Annotated in this window: 23 protein-coding genes; 16 read left to right on the forward strand and 7 right to left on the reverse strand. The window is 42.6% G+C overall.

Features of this window, described 5'->3' with window-relative positions:
• Positions 1-39 precede the first annotated feature (39 nt).
• On the reverse strand, positions 40-738 hold the full coding sequence (locus tag ACMXYV_RS08465) for a substrate-binding periplasmic protein (protein WP_415891334.1): 699 nt from the start codon (positions 736-738) through the stop codon (positions 40-42).
• Positions 739-846: 108 nt separating this feature from the next.
• The gene (locus tag ACMXYV_RS08470; protein ID WP_415891335.1) at positions 847-3,075 is read right to left on the reverse strand and encodes an NADP-dependent isocitrate dehydrogenase; all 2,229 of its coding nucleotides are present in this window, start codon (positions 3,073-3,075) and stop codon (positions 847-849) included.
• A 373-nt stretch (positions 3,076-3,448) separates the two neighbouring features.
• On the opposite strand from ACMXYV_RS08470, the gene ACMXYV_RS08475 reads away from it, so the two are divergent.
• Complete coding sequence (locus tag ACMXYV_RS08475; protein ID WP_415891336.1) at positions 3,449-3,622, forward strand: oxidoreductase-like domain-containing protein; 174 nt, start codon at positions 3,449-3,451, stop codon at positions 3,620-3,622.
• A 29-nt stretch (positions 3,623-3,651) separates the two neighbouring features.
• Positions 3,652-3,813 (forward strand): hypothetical protein, encoded by a 162-nt coding sequence (locus ACMXYV_RS08480; protein WP_415891337.1) that lies wholly within the window; start codon positions 3,652-3,654, stop codon positions 3,811-3,813.
• 84 nt (positions 3,814-3,897) lie between these two features.
• On the opposite strand, the gene rne is transcribed toward ACMXYV_RS08480, so the two are convergent.
• Positions 3,898-6,579: a ribonuclease E gene (rne, locus tag ACMXYV_RS08485; protein ID WP_415891338.1), complete on the reverse strand. Its 2,682-nt coding sequence runs from the start codon at positions 6,577-6,579 to the stop codon at positions 3,898-3,900.
• A gap of 504 nt (positions 6,580-7,083) precedes the next feature.
• On the opposite strand from rne, the gene rluC reads away from it, so the two are divergent.
• From rluC to ACMXYV_RS08545, 12 genes are all read left to right on the forward strand, one after another.
• Positions 7,084-8,052: a 23S rRNA pseudouridine(955/2504/2580) synthase RluC gene (rluC, locus tag ACMXYV_RS08490; protein WP_415891339.1), complete on the forward strand. Its 969-nt coding sequence runs from the start codon at positions 7,084-7,086 to the stop codon at positions 8,050-8,052.
• Positions 8,053-8,062: 10 nt separating this feature from the next.
• Complete coding sequence (locus ACMXYV_RS08495) at positions 8,063-9,163, forward strand: DNA-binding protein (protein WP_415891340.1); 1,101 nt, start codon at positions 8,063-8,065, stop codon at positions 9,161-9,163.
• Positions 9,164-9,273: 110 nt separating this feature from the next.
• Entirely contained in the window at positions 9,274-10,248 is a 975-nt protein-coding gene (gene cysB / locus ACMXYV_RS08500; protein WP_415891341.1) for an HTH-type transcriptional regulator CysB, read from the forward strand.
• Positions 10,249-10,397: 149 nt separating this feature from the next.
• Positions 10,398-12,425, forward strand: coding sequence for a sensor histidine kinase (locus ACMXYV_RS08505; protein ID WP_415891342.1), 2,028 nt, complete (start codon positions 10,398-10,400; stop codon positions 12,423-12,425).
• A complete protein-coding gene (locus tag ACMXYV_RS08510; protein WP_415891343.1) occupies positions 12,418-14,640 on the forward strand; it encodes an EAL domain-containing protein in 2,223 nt (740 codons plus the stop codon). The genes ACMXYV_RS08505 and ACMXYV_RS08510 overlap by 8 nt, the downstream gene beginning before the upstream one ends.
• 12 nt (positions 14,641-14,652) lie before the next feature.
• Positions 14,653-15,243: a hypothetical protein gene (locus ACMXYV_RS08515; RefSeq protein ID WP_415891344.1), complete on the forward strand. Its 591-nt coding sequence runs from the start codon at positions 14,653-14,655 to the stop codon at positions 15,241-15,243.
• Positions 15,244-15,645: 402 nt separating this feature from the next.
• On the forward strand, positions 15,646-16,110 hold the full coding sequence (locus ACMXYV_RS08520) for a hypothetical protein (RefSeq protein ID WP_415891345.1): 465 nt from the start codon (positions 15,646-15,648) through the stop codon (positions 16,108-16,110).
• 23 nt (positions 16,111-16,133) lie between these two features.
• Complete coding sequence (locus ACMXYV_RS08525; protein WP_415891346.1) at positions 16,134-17,540, forward strand: hypothetical protein; 1,407 nt, start codon at positions 16,134-16,136, stop codon at positions 17,538-17,540.
• A 34-nt stretch (positions 17,541-17,574) separates the two neighbouring features.
• Positions 17,575-18,207, forward strand: a complete 633-nt coding sequence (locus tag ACMXYV_RS08530) for a hypothetical protein (protein ID WP_415891347.1) — start codon at positions 17,575-17,577, stop codon at positions 18,205-18,207.
• Between the two features lie 64 nt (positions 18,208-18,271).
• The gene (locus ACMXYV_RS08535) at positions 18,272-18,634 is read left to right on the forward strand and encodes a roadblock/LC7 domain-containing protein (protein ID WP_415884529.1); all 363 of its coding nucleotides are present in this window, start codon (positions 18,272-18,274) and stop codon (positions 18,632-18,634) included.
• 16 nt (positions 18,635-18,650) lie between these two features.
• Entirely contained in the window at positions 18,651-19,112 is a 462-nt protein-coding gene (locus ACMXYV_RS08540; RefSeq protein ID WP_415891348.1) for a PAS domain-containing protein, read from the forward strand.
• A 9-nt stretch (positions 19,113-19,121) separates the two neighbouring features.
• The gene (locus ACMXYV_RS08545; RefSeq protein WP_415891349.1) at positions 19,122-19,868 is read left to right on the forward strand and encodes a phosphate/phosphite/phosphonate ABC transporter substrate-binding protein; all 747 of its coding nucleotides are present in this window, start codon (positions 19,122-19,124) and stop codon (positions 19,866-19,868) included.
• 30 nt (positions 19,869-19,898) lie between these two features.
• Here ACMXYV_RS08545 and ACMXYV_RS08550 read toward each other — a convergent pair whose 3' ends face one another.
• From ACMXYV_RS08550 to ACMXYV_RS08565, 4 genes are all read right to left on the reverse strand, one after another.
• Positions 19,899-20,201 carry an antibiotic biosynthesis monooxygenase family protein gene (locus ACMXYV_RS08550; RefSeq protein ID WP_415891350.1) on the reverse strand — a complete coding sequence of 101 codons (303 nt, stop codon included), beginning with the start codon at positions 20,199-20,201 and terminating at the stop codon, positions 19,899-19,901.
• 136 nt (positions 20,202-20,337) lie between these two features.
• Positions 20,338-22,470 (reverse strand): Tex family protein, encoded by a 2,133-nt coding sequence (locus tag ACMXYV_RS08555; protein WP_415891351.1) that lies wholly within the window; start codon positions 22,468-22,470, stop codon positions 20,338-20,340.
• Positions 22,471-22,477: 7 nt separating this feature from the next.
• Positions 22,478-22,906: a thioredoxin TrxC gene (trxC, locus tag ACMXYV_RS08560; protein ID WP_415891352.1), complete on the reverse strand. Its 429-nt coding sequence runs from the start codon at positions 22,904-22,906 to the stop codon at positions 22,478-22,480.
• Between the two features lie 104 nt (positions 22,907-23,010).
• Positions 23,011-24,600 carry an ABC-F family ATPase gene (locus ACMXYV_RS08565; protein WP_415891353.1) on the reverse strand — a complete coding sequence of 530 codons (1,590 nt, stop codon included), beginning with the start codon at positions 24,598-24,600 and terminating at the stop codon, positions 23,011-23,013.
• A gap of 218 nt (positions 24,601-24,818) precedes the next feature.
• Here ACMXYV_RS08565 and ACMXYV_RS08570 point away from each other — a divergent pair, with 218 nt between their 5' ends.
• A complete protein-coding gene (locus ACMXYV_RS08570) occupies positions 24,819-25,247 on the forward strand; it encodes an acyl-CoA thioesterase (protein WP_415891354.1) in 429 nt (142 codons plus the stop codon).
• A 3-nt stretch (positions 25,248-25,250) separates the two neighbouring features.
• Complete coding sequence (locus ACMXYV_RS08575; protein WP_415891355.1) at positions 25,251-25,694, forward strand: hypothetical protein; 444 nt, start codon at positions 25,251-25,253, stop codon at positions 25,692-25,694.
• Positions 25,695-25,783 lie beyond the last annotated feature (89 nt).

Below are 25,783 nucleotides of genomic sequence, written 5' to 3' on the forward strand. Positions count from 1 at the left end.
TGATTTATGGTCTAAAAAAGCACGCAGTAGCGTGCTTTTTTATTGCTTGCAAGAAAGTACCGCTTGATCGAATTGTGCTAAAAAGCCGGGCTGCGTTGCTAAAAACGCTTTTGAAAAATATACACCAAGTGGCTTGTTGCGATTAAGTACAGATCTAACTTTTTCCTGATGTCCAAAATCATTAATTAGGCTGTTCATAACCTGGTCGTTGGCTAGGATAGCATCAACTCGACCACTGAGAAGGAAGGACAGTAGTTTATGATTGTCCTGTGGTGGATTGTTGATGGTTTGAAAGTCATTTTGCAGCAGCCATTTTTGCATATTAGCCCCTAGGAAGCTGGTAACTACGCCGCTCTGTTTGAAACTATTTGAAGTTGGATCAAGTAGGTTTTTTTTCAATAAATACCAAGTCCATTTCTGCTCAGCAATAATCTCTGACATAACTGCGTATCTATCACGATCAAGGTTGTGAGATGCGGCAAAAAAACCTTCCGCTGTATTGTGTCGCACCATGCTTTGGGCGCGTTTCCAAGGCGTAATAATTATTTCTAATGAATGGTTAGGTATTTTATTCATTGCACATTTGACTACTTCAACAGCTGTGCCGGTGATTACGTTATTTTGTATGTAGCTATAGGGAGGGAGCTGATGTGTGGTCAGTCTAATATTGTCTGCTACAGATATTTGTGGGGTGATAAAGAGGCATGCTAATGAGCATAGTTTGAATAGATTTCTCATTGGGATACCGAACTGAGTTTAGCTCTTTTCCTATGAGTATAGTAAAGACTGTTGTAGATAATAAAAAACCCGGCAAAAAGCCGGGTTTTTTGTTAGCGGAGTCGCTAATTATTTAGTTGCGGATGCAAGTGCTGCATTTAGCGTAGTACTTGGACGCATAACCTTCTTAACCAATTCGCGTTTTGCGTGGTAGTAGCCGTCAAGCTCGGCTGGGGAGCCTTGGCACTCTGCAAGCTCAGAGATAATCTGATCTTCTTGGCTTGTTAGGGTTTCAGCTAGCTGTTTAAAGTCTGCTGCAAGCTCTAGGTCTTCAGTTTGAGCAGCGACTTCTTGTGCCCAGAATAGGCCTAGGTAGAAGTGGCTACCACGGTTATCTAGCTCGCCAGTTTTACGAGAAGGGGATTTGTTCTCTTCTAATAGTCGGCCAGTAGCTGCATCTAGAGTCTTAGATAGTACAGCAGCGCGCTTGTTGCCTTGCTTGATGCCTAGATCTTCAAGAGAAACGGCTAATGCTAGGAATTCGCCTAGGGAGTCCCAACGCAGGTGGTTCTCTTCTTCAACCTGCTGTACGTGCTTAGGTGCAGAACCGCCTGCGCCTGTTTCGTACATACCACCGCCTTTAAGCATCGGTACGATTGATAGCATTTTCGCTGAAGTACCAAGCTCAATGATTGGGAATAGGTCTGTTAGGTAATCACGTAGGACGTTACCTGTTACAGAGATTGTATCTTTACCACGTACCATGCGATCCATAGTGAAACGAATCGCTTGGCTGTAAGACTTAACGTAAATCTCTAGGCCATCAGTGTCGTGATCTTTCAGATATTCGTTAACTTTCTTAGTTAGTTCAAGGTCGTGCGCACGTTCTTGGTCTAACCAGAAGATAGCAGGAGTATCAGACTGGCGAGCTCGAGTAACAGCTAGTTTAACCCAGTCACGGATAGGCTCATCTTTAGTTTGGCATGCACGCCAGATATCGCCTTTCTCAACTTCGTGTTCCATAAGAACAGTGCCGTCAGCAGATACTACGCGCATTGTGCCTGCTTCAGTTTCGAAAGTTTTGTCGTGAGAGCCGTACTCTTCTGCTTTCTTCGCCATCAAACCAACGTTTGGAACTGTACCAATTGTAGTTGGGTCGAAAGCGCCATTTGTTTTACAGAAGTTGATCATGTCTTGGTAGATACGTGCGTATGTACGCTCTGGCATTACCGCTTTAGTATCTTTTGGACGACCATCAGGGCCCCACATTTTGCCGCCATTACGAATCATTGCTGGCATAGATGCGTCAACGATTACGTCTGAAGGAACGTGTAGGTTAGTGATGCCTTTTACAGAATCAACCATCGCCATTTCTGGACGGTGTTCGTGGCAAGCGTGGATCGCTTCTTCAATCTCTTCACGCTTAGAGCGTGGTAGGTCAGCGATCTTATCGTATACGCTGCCAATACCGTTATTTGGGTTTACACCAAGTTCTTCGAAGAAGTCACCGTACTCATCAAAAAGTTCTTTGTAGAATACAGTTACAGCGTGACCGAAAACGATAGGGTGGGAAACCTTCATCATCGTTGCTTTGACGTGTAGTGACCACATAACGCCTGTTTCTTGAGCGTCTTGTAGTGTTTCTTCGAAGAATTCGCGAAGTGCTTTGCAGCTCATGCGCATGCTGTCGAAGATTTCACCTTTTTCTAGGCTTACTTCTTTTTTAACTTCAACGTTGCCAGCTGGGTCTACGAATTCGATGCGAACAGTGCCTGCTTCATCCATAGTGATGGATTGCTCACTAGAGAAGAAATCGCCTTCGCGCATGTAATCAGCATGTGTGCGCGATGCTTTGCTCCATTTACCCATTGAGTGCGGGAATTTTCTAGCGAAAGCTTTTACTGCACCAGGTGCGCGACGGTCAGAGTTGCCTTCACGTAGAACAGGGTTTACTGCAGAACCAAGGATTTTTGAGTAGCGCTGTTGTGCGTCTACATCTTCATCCGTTTTTGGATCTTCTGGGTAATCAGGGATATCGTAACCTTGTCCTTGAAGCTCAGTGATACATGCTTTTAGCTGAGGGATAGAAGCACTGATATTTGGAAGCTTGATGATGTTTGCTTCAGGATCTTGAGTTAGTTCGCCTAGAAACTTTAGGCCATCTTCAACACGCTGTTCTGCAGCAAGCTTCTCAGGGAAGGCGGACAATACACGCCCAGCTAAGGATATGTCTGTGATTTTTACATCGATGTCTGCTGCAGAAGTGAAAGCTCTTACGATTGGCAGAAGTGAACATGTCGCCAAGGATGGTGCTTCGTCGGTTAGGGTGTAATAGATGGTTTGTTTTTTTGTAGTCATTGTAATCCCCAAAGTTTTATGGCAGTGCGGCCAAGGGTTTAAATCAAGGTGGCTTGTGGCCGCCTTTCTCCACTATTTTTAAACCCGATGGTTGTAATTTAGTGACAGAATTATACTGAAATTAGACGCTGAGTCATACGTCTGGCCTATGTACTTATGGCTAATGTTGTTGTGTTTTTACAACTTTTTTTAAGTTTTGCGCTTGTTGCAGTGCAAAAAAGCGCTAAGTAGTTAGTTTTTTTGTAGTTCGACTACTATTTATAGCTTACTTTTGTTGCAGTTTTTGTATTGATTGGCTCTGTGATACTTTAGGTTTAGTCGCAATATCAAAAGGTAATTTGTCTTGTAGAATGAACTTGTAAGCGAGGTTTGTATGAGTTCTAAAGAAAAGCCGGTTCCTCCTGGGGATTTTGAGTGTTGCGAAAGCGGTTGTTCTCAGTGTGTTTGGGATATTTATTCTGATGAGTTGGATGAGTGGAAAGCTCAGCAAAAATCTCAACAATCAATTGAGGTTGAAGAGTCTTCCGAAGAAAGTGAGTCTGAGTAACAAGGCATATGCTAAGCGGTGGGTGATTTATGTCAGGTAAAGTTGTCAGTTTGGAGGCTTCTAGAGAGAAGGCTAAACATAAGAAAAAGGAAGAAAAATTAGAATCTATTCAGAAGAGATTCGAAAAGGCTTTGCCTTCAAAAGAAACCGATTCCAAGAAGAAGTTGCTGAATATTTTTAAGAAGAAGTGATTTTTTTAAATTAATTGCTTGATGGGTCTTTTGATCAAGCAAAGAAAAAGGGGCTAAGTAGCCCCTTTTTTATTTGTTTCTAGCTCATTTTTCAGTTGACTCTGGTTCGGCGTTTTGGCGTTTACGAACTTCACGAGGATCGTTTGGTGCGCGACGAGTACGACGTTTACGAACAGGTCTTTGATTGCTCTCTAATTCTGTAGTGGCAGTTTCTGTTGCTGCTACAGTTTCAGTTGCTTCTGTAGTTTCAGTTGCTTCTGCAGTTTCAGTTGCTTCTGTAGTTTCAGTTGCTTCTGCAGTTTCTGTTGCTGCTACAGTTTCAGTTGCTTCTGCAGTTTTAGTTGCTTCTGTAGTTTCAGTCGCTTCTGTAGTTTCAGTTGCTTCTGTAGTTTCAGTTGCTTCTGCAGTTTCAGTTGCTTCTGTAGTTTCAGTCGCTTCAGCAGTTTCAGTTGCTTCTGTAGTTTCAGTTGCTTCTGCAGTTTCGGCTACTTCTGTAGTCTCTGCAGTTTCTGTAACTGCTGTCTCAACTGGTGCTTCAGGTGCTTTGGCTTCTGAGCTTTCGCTTGCCGTGTTTTGAGCTTTTACTTCTTCGTTAGTAGCTTCATTAACGGAAGTTGTGTCTTGAGCTTCTACTTCAGTTGCAACGTTATTAGTGCGTTTAGCTGAGCGTTCAGTAGTGCGACGACGGCGGCCACGACGGCGTGGATTGCGTGGTGCTTCTTCTTGCTCTTCGTTATTCTGAGTATTTGTATTGCTCAGATCTTGTTTGCCTTTGGTATCTGCCTGATCGTTTTCACCTTTGCGTTTGCGGCGACGACGTTTCGGCTTCTCTTCACCTTGATTTATAGGCTGATCAGGTTCTGGTTGAACCGTAATGATCTCATCGTTCTGCTTTGGAGTGCGCTTACGATCGTTGTCACGACGGCGACGCTTACGACCTGATTCATTGCGATCATTACGCTTACGTTTAGGGCGTGAAGTACTCTTCTCTTCGCTAGGCTGCTCTTGTTCAGTTTTAGTTTCGGGGCTGCTGCCTCCAAATATGCTCTTGAACATGCCAACTACGCGGCTACCTAAAGACTCATTGCTCTTGGTTGGAGCAGGAGCAGGAGTAGGTGCTGCTTTAGGTGTTTCTGGTGCCGCTTCTGGAGCAGGTGTTTTGGGTGCAACGCTACGTACAGCTGCTTGTTCGCGAGGAGTGCTAACTTGTGAGGTTGCTGCAGCTTCCAGTGATTCAGCTTCTTCTGGTTCTGGCTGCATTGTGTAACTAGCGTCATTTGTTGTCGCGACTGTGTGATCGTCACGTAAGCGAACAACTTCGTAGTGTGGTGTTTCCATGTTCGGGTTAGGAACTATGACAACGCGTACATCTTGGCGAAGCTCAATGTCGTGTACTGCATGACGTTTTTCGTTGAGTAGATACGTCGCTACTGTAACTGGCAAGATTGCTCGGATCTGAGCTGTGCGGTCTTTGCCAGATTCTTCCTCGATAAGACGAAGGATGGATAGGGCAAGAGACTCGGTGTCACGGATAGTGCCTTGACCGTTACAGCGTGGGCATACAACGCCACGTGTTTCTGCAAGAGAAGGGCGCAAGCGTTGACGTGACATCTCAAGTAGACCGAAACGAGAAATTCTTCCCATCTGTACGCGAGCGCGGTCAAGCTTTAGAGCATCTCTGAGGCGATTTTCTACTTCGCGCTGATTCTTTATTGGAGTCATATCGATGAAATCGATAACAACTAAGCCGCCGATATCACGTAGACGTAACTGGCGCGCGATTTCATCAGCAGCTTCAAGGTTGGTGTGAAGTGCTGTCTCTTCGATATCACCGCCACGTGTTGCTCGAGCAGAGTTGATGTCGATCGAAACAAGTGCTTCAGTTGGATCGATTACAATTGAACCGCCAGACGGAAGTGTTACTTCGCGCTGGAATGCAGTTTCAATCTGAGTCTCAATCTGGAAGCGATTGAACAATGGTGTTTGTTCGGAGTAATGCTTAATTTTGTTTTCGTAAGTAGGCATTACCTGCTTAACGAAGTTTTTAGCATCTTCGAAAACTTGTGGGTCGTCGATTAAGACTTCGCCGATATCTGAGCGTAGGTAGTCTCGAACGGCACGGATTACTACGTTGCTTTCCTGATAAATAAGGAATGGCGCAGGCTTTTCTTCAGAAGCTTGCTTAATAGCAGTCCATAGTGTCTGAAGGTATTCAAAGTCCCACTGTAGCTCTTCGCTTGTACGGCCAACACCTGCTGTGCGAACGATAATGCCCATCTGTTTAGGAACATTTACGCCGGAAAGTGCTTCTTTTAATTGTGTGCGCTCTTCGCCTTCGATGCGGCGGGAGATGCCGCCTGCACGAGGGTTGTTTGGCATAAGCACAAGGTAGCGACCAGCAAGGCTAATGAAGGTTGTTAGTGCTGCACCTTTATTGCCGCGCTCTTCCTTATCAACCTGAACAATTACTTCAGTGCCTTCTTTAAGCACTTCTTTGATGTTCGGGCGTGAGCCACGTGTTGGTGGTTTAATAAAGTATTCGCGAGAAATCTCTTTAAGAGGCAGGAAGCCATGGCGTTCAGCACCGTAGTCAACGAACGCAGCTTCTAGGCTTGGTTCGATGCGGGTGATTTTGCCTTTATAAATGTTGGCTTTTTTCTGTTCTCTTGAGCCGGATTCAATATCCAGATCATATAAGCGCTGGCCATCAACCAGCGCTACACGCAACTCTTCAGGTTGAGTTGCGTTGATAAGCATTCTTTTCATGACGTTCTCTTAATAGAACGCTTTTCGCCAAGCCAGAGTGCCCAGAGGGTACCCGTCTTTTGGACTCACATGCAGTATTAAGGCATCTACCCGGTCATTTATGGTACCGGGTGGCTGAAATAGCCAAACCTGCAGCAACATTGTGCGCAGGTATTAAAGCCATCTAATCTGATGGTAATTTTGATCAATACGCAATCGGCGTATTGAACGTCCACGGTAGAGGAATCTTTAGCCTATATATTCTTCTAGCTAATTGTTACTGCTGTTTAGAGCAGGTTCCTGGCTAAAGTACGTCTCTACCTCCAACCGGTTATACTCGGCTGGGTGAAAAGCTTTTTAATTAAATTCTTTGTTGCTGATGGCATCTACAGCGTATTTAACTGTGATATTTGGTCTGTATTACGGCACCTGTGAAAAAAGATAAAGCCAACAGACTACAGCAGCGCTAGAATATAGCAGCTATCAACTAGTGCATCAATTCGGTAATCGGTTTTCATATCAAATATGTCGCAGCAAAACAGTAAAGAAGCTAGCAAGGTTCGTTTCGTCGAAATAACTGAAAATAATGAAGGTCAGAGGATTGATAATTTTTTAATCACTGCACTTAAAGGCGCACCCAAAAGCCTTATTTATAGAATCTTGCGTAAAGGCGAGGTCAGGGTAAACAAAAAACGGATAAAACCGGAGTATCGCCTAAAATTGAATGACTTAGTGCGAATCCCTCCTGTGCGTTTGGCCGATAAAAAAGAGCCTGCAAAAGTTAGTGATCAGCTTAGTGAAAAGCTAGAAGCGTCTATTCTCTACGAAGATAATGACATTATTGTTGTCAATAAGCCTTCAGGTATCGCTGTGCATGGTGGCAGTGGTATCAGTTTAGGGTTGATCGAATCATTTCGTCAGATGCGACCCCAATGTAAATTCCTAGAATTAGTACATCGCTTAGATCGTGATACATCAGGCTGTATCATGATGGCTAAAAAGCGTAGTGCCCTTAAATTAATGCACGAATCCTTACAGAAGAGCACAATCACCAAAATCTATCACGCGTTAGTCATTGGTAGCTGGAATGAGAGAAAGCGTAAAATAGATGCGCCTTTGCGTAAAAATGAGCTTAAATCTGGCGAGCGTGTTGTAAAAGTTGCAGCTGATGGCAAGGCGTCTCTGACTGAATATAAAGTGCTTGAACGTTTTGGGCGTCAGGCTACCTTGTTGGAGGCTAGGCCGATTACTGGTCGTACACACCAAATTAGGGTTCACTGCCAATTTGCGGGTCATCCTATTGTTGGGGATGAAAAATACACGCCAGATGAAGATAATGCTGCAATGCGAGAGCATGGTTTTAAGCGTTTATTTCTCCATGCGGCAGAATTACGTTTTCCATTACCTTCTGGTGGGCGAAAGATAGTCAAAGCTCCATTAGATATGCAGTTACAAAAAGCCGTAAAGCGCTTTAAAAGTATTAATAGTAAGTAGGTTTCTCTGAATGAGTGATATGGAATTAAAAGATAAAACTTATGCTACAGCTGACCGATTGTTAATGGCGGGTGTTCAGCCTACGTTGTCAGTTGTTGCTGAGTCTCTTGGTCACCAGCCAGCAGAGATTGAAGGTTTTTTTGAGAGTTGGTGGGAGCTGGTACCGGAAAGGTTATCTGTTTCTGCATCATCTATTGTGGTTCCTGATGTTCCAGAAGTATTAGGGCAGGCGTTTGCGCGCGTATGGCAGCAAGCGGTTCAGGAGGCGAGCAGTAAATTTATTGAGGATAGGCATCGCCAAGAGGTTGGAATTGATGTCGTACGTCGTGAAGCAGATGAGTCTTTACAAGCTTCTCGTGGCCAACTAATCGAATTAGAAGACAAGCTTCGTAATCAAATCAACCGGAACGAAGAGATTCATTCTCAGATAAAAGGCCTGGAAGCTGAGATTGAAGTTTTGAAATCTAACTTAATGGCTGAGACATCGCAGCGTAAGCAAGAAGAACAGGCAAAATCAAACGTTGAGCAAGAACTGACTCATCTAAGAAAAACGCACGATGACAGCAAACGTACCTTTGATCAACGTATTAAAGATGAGCAAAGACATACACTGGATGCGGTCAGTAAAGCCGATGCTGATGTACGTTATTATCGTGGCGCTTTAGAAAAATTGCGTGATGAAGTAGGTAAAAAGGAATCGGCTTTAACTAAGTCTATTCATGATTTGCAGGCTGAACTAGCACGTAAAGATGTAAAGCACGATACGCAGAAAACCCAGATAAAAAGCCTTGAAGATGAACTGAAAAAGATTAAGCAAGATAGTACAGGTCAGAACAGGGATTTATCTAAGATTAATACTCAATTGCTGTCAGAGACTAATAAAAACAAAAGGTTAGAGAGTAAAATTAAAGAGCTTGATGAAGAGTTAAGGAAGGCTCGTCAGAAACAAGTAGCGATTGTTAACGAACAGTCTCGACGCGAATCTAGTGTCAGAAATCAATACAAAGATAAAGAGGAAGAGCTGGTTAAAGCACTGGCCAAGGTATCCAGTTTAGAGAAAAAAATAATTACTCAAGATGAAGAAATCAGGCGTCTAAATAGTCGCTTATAATTCTTTATAACTTAGATGCATTAGGATAGATTTTATTCTAAACTGTTATATTAGAATTGTTTTTTATTACTAAACGATTACCTATCTACTGAGCTTATCTGGAGTATTTGATGAAATTGCAGCAGCTGCGTTATATCTGGGAAGTTGCTAGACATGACCTTAATGTCTCTGCGACAGCACAAAGTCTATATACATCACAGCCAGGCATTAGTAAGCAGATTAGATTGCTCGAAGATGAACTGGGGGTTGAGGTGTTCGCTCGTAGTGGTAAGCATCTTACCCGTGTTACTCCAGCAGGTCAGGCTATTCTATCTGTTGCGGGTGAAATTCTTCAGAAGGTTGAAAGCATTAAACAGGTTGCGCAAGAGTTTAGTGATGAGCGTAAGGGTAGTTTGGATGTGGCAACTACTCATACTCAAGCGCGATACGCGCTTCCACCCACTATCACAGGTTTCATGAAGGAGTACCCAGAAGTATCCCTTCATATGCATCAAGGTACTCCAATGCAGATTTCGGAGATGGCGGCTGATGGTTCAGTTGATTTTGCCATCGCGACTGAGGCAATGGCGCATTTTAGTGATTTGATCATGATGCCTTGCTATCGCTGGAACAGATCCGTTGTTGTTCCTAAAGATCACCCATTAACTCAAGTATCTAAGTTGACCTTGGCTGATTTGGCTGATCAGCCGATCGTTACTTACGTATTCGGATTTACTGGTCGCTCTAAACTAGACGATGCATTTATGAAAGAAGGCTTAGAGCCTAAAGTTGTTTTCACAGCTGTTGATTCTGATGTTATCAAAACCTATGTCCGACTTGGCTTGGGTGTGGGTATTATTGCCTCAATGGCTTTTGATGAGCGCCAAGATGGTGATTTAGTCCGTTTAGATGCAAGTCATTTGTTTGAACCAAGTACCACTAAAATTGGTTTTAGAAAAGGTACATTCTTGCGCGGTTACATGTTCGATTTTATTCAGCGTTTTGCCCCACATTTAACACCAGATGTTGTTAGGCAGGTGCAGGAATGCAGTAATAAAAGTGAAATTGATGAGCTCTTATCACACTATCAATTGCCTGATCTTTAATAATTGAGCGTTATTTCAACTACCCAATAAAGCCTGCTTAGCAGGCTTTATTTGTTTTTGGGGGCTGAGCTAGCTAATTATTTGATTTATCAGCCTGCAGCATCAAATTCTCCGTCCTATACTGAGATTACTTTTAGTAGGGGGAGGCTATGAAGCGAAGTTCCATTCTTACTCGTATTAATATCAGCTTATTAGCTGTATCAGTTGTTTTTGCTGTTTTCGTTGTCGTACAGATTATCGTTGGGTTGAAAGTAAGTGAATCTAGTGAAGAGGTTACGACTAGGGATATGCCTGTCGCACTCTATACTCAAGCTATGCAAGATGAATTGGGTGATATGAACTCTAATCTTCTTGAGTATGTATTGGGTGAGTCTGAAGAGAAGCAAGAATATTTTGCCAATAAAGAAGAGTTCGATCAGTTCCGTGAGCAAATTCCTCCGATCAGTGATGCATATAAGAAAATGATTACAGTTGATCGTTTGCTTGCTACAGCGAACGAGAATGCTGAAAAAAGAGTCTTTAGTCGTTTTGACCCCATTCTTGAAGAGCAAGCAACGCGAAGTATTAATCGTCTCATTCTTGAAGTAGGTGGGCCCCTTGAAAATCTCCTCGATGATATGAAGGAAGAGGAGATAGCAGACGTTGGTTCTTCTAATGATCCAGATCAGATCATTAATGATGATTTACCTGGGGTGAGATATTACCTAGAACTGGTTGATGAAGCGGGGGATATGCTAGCTGACCTAGATAGATTCGTTTTGGGCGATCAAAATGCACGTAAAAGTTTTTTTGCTAATGCGCTTCAATTTGAAACCTTTCTTGCCAATTTAAAGCCTTTAGAGCAAAAGCCACATGAATTGATACGAATAGCAGAAGTAGAGAGGCTGTTCCATGAGCTTAAGGCCGGTGGTGCTGAAGTTTTCGAAATTTATGCAGCTAGGAACAGAATTGAAGCACTAGCGGCCATTGAAGACATTGAGCATAACGCATTTGGGGAGTTGGAAGAGCTATTAGAGGGGATGTCTTCACATGCTAGGGGGCGAGTTGAATCTAGTATGAATGACCTTGTGGATCTATCGAATAAGGTTAACTACCTCCTTATCGTTACACTCGTAGGTGGTATAGCAATTTTAGTTGCAATTGTTACATACACTAAGCGTTCTATTTTTGCGCCTATGACTGCGATATCTGACTCCATCAATAAGTTAAGGAATGGTGAGAGGGATTTTGATATAGCGGAAAGTAATCGCAATGATGAAATTGGCGATATCATCAACAGCTTGAGACAGTTTCAGGCCGAGTTAACAGAGCTAGATGAACTTCGTCTTGCTGATGAGAAGATGCAAGCGAGTCTTAAGGGTGAGCGCGATAAGCTCTCTGATGCTCTTGAAAACCTTGAACAGGCTCAGGACAAGCTAATAGCCAGTGAGAAATTAGCATCTTTGGGTTCCTTGGTCGCGGGCGTTTCTCACGAAATTAATACGCCAATCGGTGTATCAGTAACGATGTCTAGCCATCTTAAAGAAAATATTGATGAGTTGATGCGTTCTATAAAAGCGGGTGAGCTCAAACAATCATTCTTGGATCAGTTTGAGCGAGAAGCCGCAGAGTCTTTCTCTGTTATGGAAAGTTCCTTAGACAAAGCGAGTCACCTTATTCAGAACTTTAAGCAAGTGGCTACTGATCAGTCCAGTTCTAGCCGTAGAGAATTCGCTTTGAAGGAAGTTATTGATGAAGTGATGATGACAGTGCGGCATCAATTAAAAGGCACAAACTACAAATATAGAGTTGAAGGGGATTCTGACTTGATGATGGATAGTTATCCTGGTCCTCTTGGACAAGTCGTAACCAATCTCTTTAATAATTCGATCATGCATGGCTTTGATGGGCGTGAAGAAGGTGAAATAAATATTAGATTCACGCGCCTTAATGACAGTGTAAAAATTTACTTTATTGATAATGGTGCTGGAATAGAGGAATCGAAAATAAATCGAATTTTCGACCCCTTTTATACTACGAAACTAGGTCAAGGTGGGTCGGGTTTAGGACTGAATATTGTTCATAACATTGTCACTAGCGTTTTAGGTGGATCAATCAACGTGACGAGTAAAGTGGGTACTGAGTTTGAAGTCGTGTTACCTCTGGTAGCTCCGAAACAGGATAATGACAATGAGTGATGTGCTGTTAAATATCATAGATGATTCAAATGAACCTAAAATTGAGGATGATCGTGAGGCATGGAAAATAGCGATCATTGACGATGAAGATTCAGTGCATCAAGTGACAACGTTGGCTCTTTCTAGGACAGATATCCTAGGGCACCCATTAAGTTTTGTGCATGCCTATAGCGGTGAGGAGGGATATAAGCTTATAGAAGAGCATGAAGATATTGCTGTAGTGTTATTAGATGTGGTTATGGAAAGTCCTGATGCAGGGCTAAAACTGGCTGAGCAGATTCGCGAGCAGCTGCATAGACATAACCTTCAGATTATTCTCCGCACCGGTCAGCCAGGCTACGCGCCAGAAAATGAAATAATCGAACGATACGAGATCAACGCTTACAAAACAAAAAACGAGCTAACCAAATCGCGTTTATTTACCGCACTGGCAACTGCTATTCGTTCCTATCAACATCTCTGTGCCTTAGAAAATAGTAAGTTGGGGTTGAGATCAATTATCGATGCGTCCTCAGATTTAATTAAAGAACGCTCAGTTAGTGATTTTGCTAGGGGTGTACTCCTGCAAATCAGTGCGCTGTTCAATATCGACGCTGATGGAATATTTTGTGTCTCTCAAAGACCGCACAATGGACCTCTTGCCTTAAGGAAAGGGTTGGACGATGAGTATTTTGTCGTAGCTGCGTCAAATAAATATGATCATTTCTTTGGCCGAAAACTTGAACAGATAAACACAAATGGTTTGGGTGAATTAGTTCAGGATGTTTTAGAGAATAAGCAGCATAGTATTGGCGAACGTTATACAGGGCTTTATTTATCAACTCCGTCCATGTGGGAGGGGGTGATTATGTTAGAAGGGGCCCGAGGCCTACAGAACGTTGATGAAGAACTGCTTCAAGTATTCTGTATGAATGTTGGCTTAGGTTTAGAAAATGCCAAATTCTTCTCTCATCTAAATAAGGCCGCTTATTTTGACTCGGTCACTAGCCTTCATAGCCGATTAGGATTAATTGAAAACTCAGTCACTTTTGTAAGATCAAAAGGTAGTCGATGCACTGCTTATCTCGCAGACCTTGACTATTTTCATAACATTATCGAATCCTTAGGTTATGACTACGGAAACAAAGTGCTTGCTGAGATGGGGGGGAACCTTAAGCGAATTTATGGTGATAATGCTTTGTTAGCACGTTTGCATACCGATGTTTTTGCAATATTGATGGTTGATACCGAGTTGGATGCCAGCGATGTTGCGAGAGAATGTGCAAAGCCAATAATTGTTGAAGGAAACTCAATCCGTTTAGGTGTCACGGTCGGTAGTTCCAGTGAGCTTGCAGATGGGTTTTCCCAAGAAACTGCAGAGCAAATGTTACGGCATGCTGAAGTGGCACTAAAGGTTGCAAAAGAGAACCGTCGCGGTGCTGGGCAAGAGTTTGATCGTGAATACGAAGAAGTTTCTAGAAATCATCTTAACCTTCTAAACGATATTCGTAACGCATTAGTAAATCGTGAGTTCTTTTTGGTACTTCAGCCTAAAGTAAATGCCGTTACGGAAAAGGTAAATGGTTATGAGGCGCTCATCAGGTGGCAGCATCCAGTCAAAGGTATCGTACCACCGAATGCCTTTATCCCCGTTATAGAGCAGTCGGGGTTGTTCTTCGATATTGATCTTTATGTTTTTGAAGAATCCTGCGAGATACTCAAGCAGAACCCTCAAATTAATGTACCCATTTCCATTAATGTATCCGCTAATTCTCTGCACCATAATGAGTTTATAAACGAAATTGCGAGGCTGACAGAAGAGTTAAAACCTGATCTTTCTCTCTTGCAGCTAGAAATTACAGAAAATGCATTGATCAGAAGTGATGCTGCGATTAACCATCTGAATTCACTTAAATCTATAGGGTTCTCTATATGTTTAGATGACTTTGGTGCAGGATTCTCATCCCTAAGTTATCTGCTAAGACTCCCATTAGATGTGATTAAAATTGATCGTAGTTTTGTTCAATGTGTAGCTGATCAAAAAGATGCGCGTGTAGTTCTGCAAGGAATGGTAGATATTGGGCGTAAGCTACGTAAAGAGCTGGTGGTAGAAGGTGTTGAAACTCTAGAGCAAGTTGAACTGATTAGAGCGATGCGAGTCTCAACATTTCAGGGTTTTTATTTTTATAAGCCGCTTAGTATTGATGAAGCTGTAGCTGCACTTGCTGAGCAATAAAGGGATTAAGTAATGCAGTTAGACCTTCAGTTGGGTGAAACAGTCCAAGGTTCTATTGCGATATCAGAACGAAATTTAATGCTGGTATTCCAGGTTAACTGTCCGGGATGTTTATCTCGCGCATTACCAATGTTGAGCAAGATTAGCGAAGCAAACGAAGGATTGAACTGCTTTGCGCTTTCTACTGCTTTTGAAAACTTTAATTTGAACAATGCTAAGACCACAGCAGCTCTGTTGGAACAGGGTGATCTAACACTTCATTCCAAACGTTATTTTGCTCAATTGGGACAGCAAAGGCTACCCTATAAATTTGATCTGCCAGTTATAATGGACTGGTTTATGCCAGATCAGTCTTCATCAAAACTATCAGAATCAATCATTAATGTGTTTGACGAAGAGCGGTTGTCAGCTGGTGTTAAACAAAATATTAAGAACCATTTGGCGCAACGTCTTATACCAATGAGTCAGATGGGGAGGACTTTCCTGAACAATGATTTTCAAGGCACGCCAACATGGGTCTACTTCAATGAAGACTTAAAAATTATTGAGAGTTGGTTTGGTCATAAGGAGCTTGATTGGGTACAAGCTTTGCTTGATAAATAGCATGATGTAGTAAGTAGAATTGACCAAGCCTCGCAATTGCGGGGCTTTTTTCATTCTAAGTCAAATTTCGGTGAGCTAGAAATAGGAGCTTGCAACAGTTAAAAAGTTAAGACTTTCTACTATAACTTATAAGTATGTCTGAAAAATGAGCTATTCTTACTAGGTTGATATTAAAGAAAAAATTTAATTTGCCGTGAACCTAGATAAGGTTGTACTTTTGACAAGGAAAACTGTTAATTAGTGCATTAATTTATTGATAAATTTGTATTCTTGCGTCGGTCGAGATATAAAACAAACACCTGTTTGGAATATTACCAATAACTAAAGAACCATCCAGAACAAGTTTGTATTTTGCAGGGACTTATTCATGGGGTGTATCAATAATAAAAGCAGGAGCATTTTGTGAGTTCTTTAATTTGGGATGCGTTAGCTGACTGGGAATTGAATGCAGACTTTGATAGTCCAAACACAGGACGCATTCAAGCAGCTTTCGATGCACAACATCCTAGGTATCTAATTTATCGTGGACATCAAGGCCGAAGAATTCTGTACCATTTCACTCGAATGGTTGCAGCAGAGCCGGATGAGCTACGTCTACATACAAAGCGTATCTATCTTTCAATAGCTTGTTACGATAGCGATGCGCTAGAAGGTGCTTTTGCAGATTTTTTGCTCGTACTAGGCAAAAAAGGGCCAAAATTACGCCAACGTCTCTTTGAGCAGGCTCGAAAAGTTATGAAGCCTAAAGTTCGTAATGTTATTCAGCGAGCTATTGAAGAAGACGATCTATCAGCGCTGTCTGAACTTTCAACAGAACATTCCGTTCTCATTAATGGAAGATTTCAGCCAGCTAGCCTGCATGGATGAGATAGGGTAGGTAGTAGAAGCTAATGAGCTTGAAGAAACGCGGTCAACTAAAAAACGTGCGTAAAATTGCATTGATTGGGTTTACTGGACCTAATCAGGCAATGCTCGAATATTGCTTTTCTTCAGAAGTTGATTGTGAGCTCGTAACTGCTAGCGCTGCACAGATTCTTGTGGTTAATGGTGATCAGGGTGAAGAAGATGACCTACTCAGTAAATCTTTAATTGAAAAGTATACCGCTGAATGTCGTGTGGTTATCAGTATCAGAGATATTTCTTGGGATGGTTTTACGCTACTCCAAAAACCGCATACAGCCCAAGATCTCTTATCAATCGTCAGAAGTTTCGATGTAACTTTCCCTGAAACTGAAGAGGACGTTACTCAGCCCGTCAAAAAAGAGATTAACCCGGATGATCTCGATTTTTATCGAAGTCGTGATTATACGCGTAAAAGACAGGGTGAGGCCCTTAAGCAAAAGCTAATCAAAGGCAAATTGGTTGTTAGCGCCTCAGATCGTCTAGTACAGCAAGTTGAAGCTGATGTTCGCGAGCAAGAAGAGCAATTAAAGCGGGAACTCGAAGCTGAGAAGGCTAAGCATGAAGCTATTTTAGCTAAGAAAAAGGCAAAAAAATTACTCCTTCTGAAGAAGAGAAAGCTCGAAGAAGAGAAGCGTTTAAAAGAAGAGAAAAAGAAAAAGCTTGCTGCTCAAAAAGCGAAAAAGCTAAAACAGAAACTTCTCGATAATCAGAAAAAGAAAGAAGAGCTCGCAAAACGAGCGGAAGAGGCAGAGAAGTCGCTGCAAGATGACAGTGTTAAAGCTGCACCAACTTTATCTAAAGAGCAGATTCTACAATGTTGTGGCAATGCTGCAGATGTTGATTTATCGCGATCTGATGAGCGCCGCAGTATCTTCTTTAACCCTGAAGGTTCTTTACTGGTAAAAATGACAGAAGCGGTTGACCTTGCAGTTAAACTCGATCAACCTGTTGAGATTACTGGATTGCCAGGTCAGATGTTTGTTTTTCCTGACCAGCGTTTGTTTTACACAACCTTTAGTGACGATTTTTTAAATCAACTCGCCTTGACTCGATTTGGGTATGGCGAGTTGGAGATTGAGCCAAAAGGTGACTTCCAGCTAGAAGATAAAACTAAACACCTAGCGGAAAATATTGAGTCACTTATTTGGAAAGTTGCCCTTTGGACATCTAGAGGACGGCTATTAAATGGAATGGACCCAGAGAAGTTAATGCAATTAACAGTGCAACCCGATTTTGAAACATTTCAGGCTATACCTGATTGTTACGAAATTAGTGATGTGTGGAGTGGTCACCAGATGACCGCACTGGATATTGTAAGAATATTGGATATACCGCAACGAGTTGTATTTACGTTTATGTGCGGTGCATATTCACTTGGATGGTTTCAGGAATAATGCGGTGGGTTAGGAAAGGTATCGGAGTTATTTTGTGACAAATGCTACTATCCAAAATCAATTCATTCAGATCTGTCCGGCGGGGGCTTTCTACGCGACTGTAGGTTCCGAACCGGATGATGCTAGGGCATTATTGCTCCAGCTGTTGAGTTCTGATGTCTCTTTACCGTTCAGTCATGAATTGGTAATGGAATTGACGGATCTTGATGAAGACGAAGCTAAAGAGCTTTTCGACAAACTGATTGAGAAGAATTTTGTTCAATTGAGCAAAAATCCATCCCGAATGATCAGTGATTCTATTGAAAAAATACTACCGGAATTGCTGTCTGGTTTATCCAGCTCAGGAAAGGTTGCTTTGGCTGATGACCATGGTTTTTGCCTTGGTTCAACAGGTTATGATGCCGATCATGCTGAGGCACTTTGTGCCTTGGCAGCAGATTTAAGCTCGTTACACGAGCGACACAGTTTATTACTAAACCGTGATCTTTCATTTATGGGAGAGTCATGGGGAATGTTAGACCCAGTTGGTTTAAGCCAAGTAGGGTTTTGGGTGATTCACCTTGGTCATCAGCGTTTTGTTCTGGTTATTGATCAGATGCCACGTCTGAACCAAGGAAATTATGTTGATTTATTAAGCGTTTTAGCAAGGCGTTATCTCGATTATTGATATCTATCAATGATCGATTCTCAGATAACTGTATTTTAATGCCTTACATTAAAGGAGTAAGTATATGCGCTCAGAAATGTTGACCTCTATCCTGAGTGACTTAAACGGAACTTCAGCAGAGATTGAAGCTTCCGCTGTCATTTCAACGGATGGTCTTATGATCGCAGCTCTTCTTCCAGCTGGTTTGGATGAAGATAGAGTAGGTGCAATGAGTGCTGCCATGCTTTCGCTTGGTGAGCGTACGGCAAGTGAGCTTGCTCGTGGTGAGTTAGAACAAGTACTTGTTAAAGGCGATTTGGGTTATATCTTGATGACTCACGCAAATGATGAGTCCGTACTGACTGTAGTCGCAAAACCTAACGCACGCTTAGGTTTGATTTTTCTTGATGTTAAACGTGCAGCAGAAGCTATTGGTAAAATTCTATAAATTTTTAGGTTAGTTGATGTCAGAACCGCAGACTGAAAGCGTTCAAGAAGTTGTCATCAAATATTTTGGCGGTGAAACACGCACCGCTCAAATACTCGATAAAGAAGAGCCTTATCCTGAAGGTAAGCTCATCGTCTCTCGTACGGATACGAAAGGAGTCATCACCCATGCTAATCAGGCATTTGTTGAAATGTCTGGATATTCTCAGGAAGAGTTAATTGGGCAAAATCACAACATTTTGAGACATCCAGACATGCCTGCAGCAGCGTTTGCAGATTTGTGGGATACGCTTAAGACCGGTAATAAATGGCATGGATACGTAAAAAATTTACGTAAAGATGGCGGTTATTACTGGGTCAAGGCCACAGTCATTCCAAATGTCCGTAATGGTTCTGTCGTTGGTTACACTTCTGTGAGGCGAAAGCCTTCCCTACGAAAAATAGCTGAAAGCGAAGCCTTGTATTTAACAATGAAGTAGGGTGATTCCTTGAAGCTTAATTTAACAGTGAGTCCGGACTTTTCTCCAGATCATATTTCCGGTTGGTTTATTTTTAACACTTGGTTACAACGCCAATTAGACCGACCGGTTCATTTAGAGCTGTACGATAGTTTTGAAGCGCAAAGAAAAGATATTCAAGATGGAAAGTATGATCTTGTTTATGCAAATCCATTTGATGCTTCAATGCTTGTTCGCGAATTGGGATTTAAAGCAATTGTTCGTCCCATTTCAAAGTCTGATGAAACAGTTATCGCCACCCATGTGGATACACAATATAACTGCGTAGAAGACTTACAGCCAAATAGCCGTCTGGTTGCCACCAGTGATCCTGATGTAACCCGCATTGGCATGATTATGCTGGAGCCCGCAGATTTGGATGGCTCTAACACTGCGCTAAGTACCGTGGATACCTATGTAATAGTCGCTAAGCGCCTGATTAACAATGAGGCTGATGCAGGCTTCTTTCTGAAGGATGCCTACGATGATCTGTCTGAATTAATTCGTAAACAGATGAAGGTGTTAGTGGCGAGTGAAATCAGTGATGTTCATCACGCCTTATTGGTATCTCCAGAATTAGAGGCTTTAATTCCACAATTTCAAGATTTCCTAGTCAGTATGCAAAATGACCCCAAAGGCCAAGGTGTCCTGCAAAGTATGGATCTTGAAGGCTGGGAGATCATGACGGAAGAGCAAACTGAGTTTATGATAGATCTTATAGATACGTTAATTGATTAAAAAAAGCGGCTTATTCAGCCGCTTTTTTTATTAAAAGGCTTTATTAAAACCCTCAAATTGAGGTGGCCCTAAGTAGATACCTTGTGCGGGTTTTGCGTTGGCATGCGCTTTTCTGAATGCTTCAGATTTCGTCCACTGCTTGAAAGCTTCTTCCGATTCCCAGATGCTGTGAGATATGAAAATAGTGGATTCTTCGGAACTAGGTCCTTGCAATAAGTCAAAGCTTTTAAAGCCTGGTACTTCATCTAGATATGTATCTCGGTTTTTCCAAATTTCGATAAAATCATTTTCCTTACCCGGAATGATTTTAAAGCGGTTCATAGCAATAAACATAAATGCGTGGCCCTATTTCTTGTTGTTCAAATATGAATCAATTCTTGTGCTGTAATCAATTTAGAATTAAATACTTCTCTACTTCAACACAGCCTAAGCTTTGTAAGCTTTTATTAAAAGAGTGAATGACAGTAAGTTAACGCATCGACAGGGATATTCTCTGTCTCTTTAGATCTAATTCAATGACTTTTACGCTGACAATTTGACCTGGTTTAACGACATCATGCGGGTCTTTAACAAAACGGTTAGCTAGTTGCGAGATATGCACTAAACCATCTTGGTGCACGCCTACATCGACAAACGCGCCGAAATTAGTGACGTTTGTAACCGTCCCTTCAAGTGCCATCCCTTCAATAAGGTCGCTGACGCTTTCAATGCCGTCTTGTAAGGCTGCGGTTTTGAAGTCTGGACGAGGGTCTCTAGCCGGTTTTTCTAACTCTTTGATGATGTCCTTGATGGTATAAAGGCCGAAGTTAGAGTCGGTGTAATCTTGAGGGTTAAGTGATCGTAAGAATTCACTATCCCCGATAATCGATCCTAAAGTGCGTTGGTTGTTTTGTGCTATTCGTTGCGCAGCACTATAAGCCTCAGGGTGAACGCAGGAGTTATCTAATACCTGCTTGCCATTCTGGATACGTAAAAAGGCAGCTGCCTGCTCATAGGCTTTTGGGCCAAGTCTGGCGACTTTTTTAAGCTGAGTTCGGCTTGTAAAAGCGCCGTTATCATCACGATAAGCAACGATATTGTTGGCTAGTGTTGAGTTTAAACCAGAGATGCGGCTTAAAATTGCTGATGAAGCACTGTTTAGATCGACTCCTACTGCATTTACACAATCCTCTATAACCGCTTCGAGCGCTCGATTAAGATCAGATTGATTCACATCGTGTTGATATTGGCCAACACCAATCGCTTTGGGTTCAATTTTTACCAGCTCAGCTAGAGGATCTTGCAAGCGACGTGCTATCGACACCGCACCCCGAATAGATACGTCTAGGTCAGGGAACTCCTTAGTAGCAAGTTCAGATGCTGAGTAAACTGAAGCGCCAGCTTCACTCACAATAAGCTTTTGCGCCTTAATTGAATCGTGTTGCTTAAGCATCTCCGTGACGAGTTTATCGGTTTCTCGCGAGCCCGTACCGTTTCCTATACTAATCAGTTCGACATTGTGTCTCTTACAGAGCTTGGAGAGCTTATCAATGGCTTGGTCCCACTGATTTTTTGGTGGGTGAGGGTAGATCGTCGTGTGCTCTAATAAACGACCAGTTGGATCAATCACGGTGACTTTAACACCAGTCCTAAGACCTGGATCAAGTCCTAAGGTTGTCTTTGCACCTGCAGGTGCTGCTAATAAAAGATCGTTGAGATTACGACTGAAGACTTTGATAGCTTCAGTTTCAGCGGAATCTTTTTGTTGTGCTATCAGATCTTTAGTGAGTTTGGATTTGATACGACTCTGCCAAGCAGTATGTACTGCTTGAGTAAGCCATTTCCCAGAAGGTCCGTAGTGTGGAAGGCCTGACATCTTGGATAGGAATACCTTAAAACGGTCTTCATCCATATCTAAAGCTGATTTCAGTACACCTTCATTGATGCCGCGTAAAATCGCTAGTATGCGATGTGAAGGGATGGATTTAATCGCTTCAATGTGAGCAAAGTAATCGCGGAATTTTGCACCCTCACTTTCTTTACCTTTGCTCACAGATACCTTTAGTTTGGCTTCGTTCCACACTCGTAACTTAAGTTCAGCCTGTAACTTCAGGTCTGTTAGCAGTCGATCGGTTAAGATAGCCTGCGCACCTTCTAAGCATTCATCCTTTGAACTGAAACCTTTTTCAGAACAGATAAAAGCTTTGGCTAAAGCGTAAGGTTGTTGATCAGGCTTTTGAATGATTTGATCTAGTAATTTATCTAAGCCAGCATTAATAGCGATTTGAGCTTTGGTTTTGCGCTTACTTTTGAATGGTTGATAGAGCTCTTCAAGCTCAGTCTTACTATTTATCTGGTTAATTTGCTGGTGGAGTGCTGGTGTTAATACGCCATCTTGCTTGAGCTTCTCTGTGATCGTTTGTTTACGAGCCATTAGCGTACGGAGGTAATCTAAACGAGCTTCTAGTTGTCTTAACTGGGCATCGTCCAGTGCGCCGGTAGCTTCCTTTCTATAACGTGCAATAAACGGGACGGTTGAACCGCCATCCAATAACTCGATTGCTGCTTTAACTTGTTGTGCTTTTACGCCAAGCTTTTTAGCTATCTGATTGTTCAGCTCCATAATGACGTTATGCCTTCTGCAGGGTTTGCAAAATCCATTGCTTTAGCTGTGGTTCTGAGAGTGCGCCTGCAACACGATCGATCTCTTTGCCTGCTTGGAACATCACAAGGGTAGGAATGCTACGGATATTCATGTTTTGACTAGTACGTGGTGCTTTTTCTGTATCTACTTTGGCAAAAAGCAGTATTTCTGATTCGGCTGCAGTCTTTTCAAATATGGGCTTCATCATCTGGCACGGGCCACACCAACTTGCCCAGAAATCTACAATGACAGGCAGCTCGTTACTTCCAACGTACTTTTCAAAAGATTGGTCATCTAGTTCTGCTGGTAGATAGGTGTGTAGTGGGCCTTTGCACTTACCACATTTGCCATCGACATGGGATTTGTCATCAGGAATACGGTTGGATGTATTGCAGCTAGGGCAGACGATAATCATAAAGCTCACCAAAGAATTGAAAGTAATTTATGCTAGGGGTGAAAATTTAAAAAGCCTGATTGAGGTTAACTGCAATCAGGCTTTTTCGGCATTAGCGCTTAGGTTTATTCTACGCCTTGGCTCTTCAGGTAGTCTTCGTAACCGCCACGGAAGTCGACAATGCCATCTGGCGTAATTTCTAGAATGCGGGTTGCTAGAGAAGATACAAACTCACGGTCATGGCTGACAAAGATCAACGTACCAGGGTAGTTCTCTAGGGCAAGGTTAAGAGATTCAATCGATTCCATATCCAAGTGGTTGGTCGGCTCATCCATCAGCATGATATTTGGACGCTGAAGAATAATCTTGCCAAATAGCATACGACCTTGCTCACCACCCGAAATCACTTTAACCGACTTATTGATCTCTTTTTGAGAGAACAGCAAGCGGCCCAGCGTACCACGGATAACTTGCTCATCATCGCCTTCTTGGCCCCATTGACCCATCCAATCAAGCAGAGTTTTATCTTCTTCAAAATCAGCTGCATGATCTTGAGCGTAATACCCAAATTCTGAGTTCTCAGACCATTTGATTTCACCAGCTGTCGGTAGAATATCACCGTACAAGCAGCGTAATAGGGTGGTTTTACCACTACCGTTAGGCCCGATAATAGCGATGCGCTCGCCAACTTCTACCATCAGATTAAGGTCTTTAAACAACTCTTCATCAAAAGACTTTCCTAAACCTTCCACTTCAACGGCTAGACGGTGCAGTTTGGTGTCTTGTTCAAAGCGGATAAATGGATTTTGACGGCTAGAAGGTTTAACCTCTTCTAGCTCGATCTTCTCTATACGGCGTGCGCGCGATGTGGCTTGCTTAGATTTAGAAGCATTGGCAGAGAAACGGCTAACAAAGCTCTTAAGGTCAGCGATCTGTGCTTTCTTTTTAGCGTTATCAGCAAGCAGGCGTTCACGTGCCTGCGTGGATGCCGTCATATACTCATCGTAGGAACCTGGGTAAAGACGCAGCTCACCGTAGTCCAAATCTGCCATGTGTGTACACACACTGTTTAGGAAGTGGCGGTCGTGCGAGATGATGATCATAGTGCAGTTGCGTTCGTTAAGAACACCTTCTAGCCAACGGATCGTGTTGATATCCAAGTTGTTGGTAGGTTCGTCCAGTAGCATGATATCTGGCTCAGAGAATAGTACCTGAGCAAGTAACACTCGAAGTTTCCAACCCGGTGCCACTTCGCTCATTGGGCCAAAATGCTGTTCTGTTGGAATTCCAACACCTAACAACAGCTCACCTGCACGTGATTCAGCGCTATAGCCATCCATTTCTGCAAATTCGCCTTCGAGCTCTGCGGCACGAATACCATCTTCTTCAGTCATCTCTGGGTTTGCATAGATAGCATCACGCTCTGATTTAACAGCCCATAGCTCTTCGTGCCCCATAATGACGGTATCTATCACGCTAAACTCTTCGTAAGCGAACTGATCCTGTTTTAGTTTACCGATACGCTCATTTGGGCCTTTGGAAACATTGCCTGCACTTGGTTCTAGATCTCCGCCTAAGATCTTCATAAATGTGGATTTACCACAGCCATTTGCGCCAATTAAACCGTAGCGATTCCCTTCGCCAAATTTAACTGAAACGTTTTCGAATAGAGGTTTAGCACCAAACTGCATGGTGATATTTGCTGTGGTTAACACGATATTAGATCCGCTATAGATGACTGCGCTCTTAAGGAGCGAGTAAGGAGATAAATTTTGTGCGTATTATGCCAATAAGCGCATGTAGGTAAAAGGTCGAGAGGTCGCTTTATAGGCTAAGGATTCAAAACAACTTACGCAAAACCTTATAGACCAAGGTATAGTAATAACTGCATATTGGAATAACAGACCTCCATCAAAGAAGTAGGACAAGCATCATGTCTGATAAAGACCAAACACAAGAAGTAACTAAAGGCCGCCTTACAACACGTACCATGGCCATGCCGGGGGACACCAACCCTTCAGGAGATATTTTTGGTGGTTGGGTATTATCGCAGATGGATATTGCGGCGGGTATCTGTGCAGGCCAACGCGCACAAACCCGTGTAGTGACTATGGCGGTAGATAGCATGTCTTTCATCCGACCAGTAAAAGTGGGTGATGTACTTGGTGTCTATACGGAAATTGTAAAAGTAGGCCGTACATCGATGCAGATTCACGTTGAAGCTTGGGTGCGTCGTAGTCGTATTGGAAAACGTGAAAAGGTGACACAGGCTATTTTTAAGTTTGTAGCGATCGATGATGATGGCGTACCAACACCTGTTCCTGCAGAAGCCGATCTGCCAGCTTACGTTTTGGAAGATTAAGTCGTGATTGCATTTTCACTTATCAATAAATTGTCAGCACCTGAGATAGAGCCTCAATCTGATGTTCGTTATCTCCTGAGGCAAGAGGGTAGTGATCAAAGCTTACTCCTTTGCTATTCAGTAAAACGCGACTTTCTTTCAGTGCCTAAAACCTATTCAATTCTGGAATTCAGTTCAGCGCAAGTGCTCGAAATTCATCAGATGTCTATTGAGGACTATCTTGATGGTTTTGAAGAGGATGTGGATATACCTCAGGCTGGCTTTTATCAATTCAATACAGATGAACCAGATGAGGCTAGCACTAATGACGAGGATGAAACTGATGTCCTTGTGTTAGTGATTAGCGGTAGTGTCTTTGAAATTACCTATCAAACGCTCAAACAACACGAAGATATTTATCACTGTTCCAATGCGGAGCAGGCACTAATTCAGTACTTAACTGCTTAGCTAAAGCCTCTATAACAGAGACTATGGATGGTGCTCCCAGCGGTAACAAGATAATATGAGCTTCACCTCAATCGAGGTGAAGTTTTATT

The organism is Neptuniibacter sp. SY11_33, from assembly GCF_047778025.1.
In the GTDB taxonomy this organism is placed as follows: Bacteria; Pseudomonadota; Gammaproteobacteria; order Pseudomonadales; family Balneatricaceae; genus Neptuniibacter.

Coding starts and splice junctions, on each gene's coding strand:
- ACMXYV_RS08465 (WP_415891334.1), bottom strand. CDS start 738: ATGAGAAATCTATTCAAACTATGCTCATTAGCATGCCTCTTTATCACC.
- ACMXYV_RS08470 (WP_415891335.1), bottom strand. CDS start 3,075: ATGACTACAAAAAAACAAACCATCTATTACACCCTAACCGACGAAGCA.
- ACMXYV_RS08475 (WP_415891336.1), top strand. CDS start 3,449: ATGAGTTCTAAAGAAAAGCCGGTTCCTCCTGGGGATTTTGAGTGTTGC.
- ACMXYV_RS08480 (WP_415891337.1), top strand. CDS start 3,652: ATGTCAGGTAAAGTTGTCAGTTTGGAGGCTTCTAGAGAGAAGGCTAAA.
- rne (WP_415891338.1), bottom strand. CDS start 6,579: ATGAAAAGAATGCTTATCAACGCAACTCAACCTGAAGAGTTGCGTGTA.
- rluC (WP_415891339.1), top strand. CDS start 7,084: ATGTCGCAGCAAAACAGTAAAGAAGCTAGCAAGGTTCGTTTCGTCGAA.
- ACMXYV_RS08495 (WP_415891340.1), top strand. CDS start 8,063: ATGAGTGATATGGAATTAAAAGATAAAACTTATGCTACAGCTGACCGA.
- cysB (WP_415891341.1), top strand. CDS start 9,274: ATGAAATTGCAGCAGCTGCGTTATATCTGGGAAGTTGCTAGACATGAC.
- ACMXYV_RS08505 (WP_415891342.1), top strand. CDS start 10,398: ATGAAGCGAAGTTCCATTCTTACTCGTATTAATATCAGCTTATTAGCT.
- ACMXYV_RS08510 (WP_415891343.1), top strand. CDS start 12,418: ATGAGTGATGTGCTGTTAAATATCATAGATGATTCAAATGAACCTAAA.
- ACMXYV_RS08515 (WP_415891344.1), top strand. CDS start 14,653: ATGCAGTTAGACCTTCAGTTGGGTGAAACAGTCCAAGGTTCTATTGCG.
- ACMXYV_RS08525 (WP_415891346.1), top strand. CDS start 16,134: ATGAGCTTGAAGAAACGCGGTCAACTAAAAAACGTGCGTAAAATTGCA.
- ACMXYV_RS08535 (WP_415884529.1), top strand. CDS start 18,272: ATGCGCTCAGAAATGTTGACCTCTATCCTGAGTGACTTAAACGGAACT.
- ACMXYV_RS08540 (WP_415891348.1), top strand. CDS start 18,651: ATGTCAGAACCGCAGACTGAAAGCGTTCAAGAAGTTGTCATCAAATAT.
- ACMXYV_RS08550 (WP_415891350.1), bottom strand. CDS start 20,201: ATGTTTATTGCTATGAACCGCTTTAAAATCATTCCGGGTAAGGAAAAT.
- ACMXYV_RS08555 (WP_415891351.1), bottom strand. CDS start 22,470: ATGGAGCTGAACAATCAGATAGCTAAAAAGCTTGGCGTAAAAGCACAA.
- trxC (WP_415891352.1), bottom strand. CDS start 22,906: ATGATTATCGTCTGCCCTAGCTGCAATACATCCAACCGTATTCCTGAT.
- ACMXYV_RS08570 (WP_415891354.1), top strand. CDS start 24,819: ATGTCTGATAAAGACCAAACACAAGAAGTAACTAAAGGCCGCCTTACA.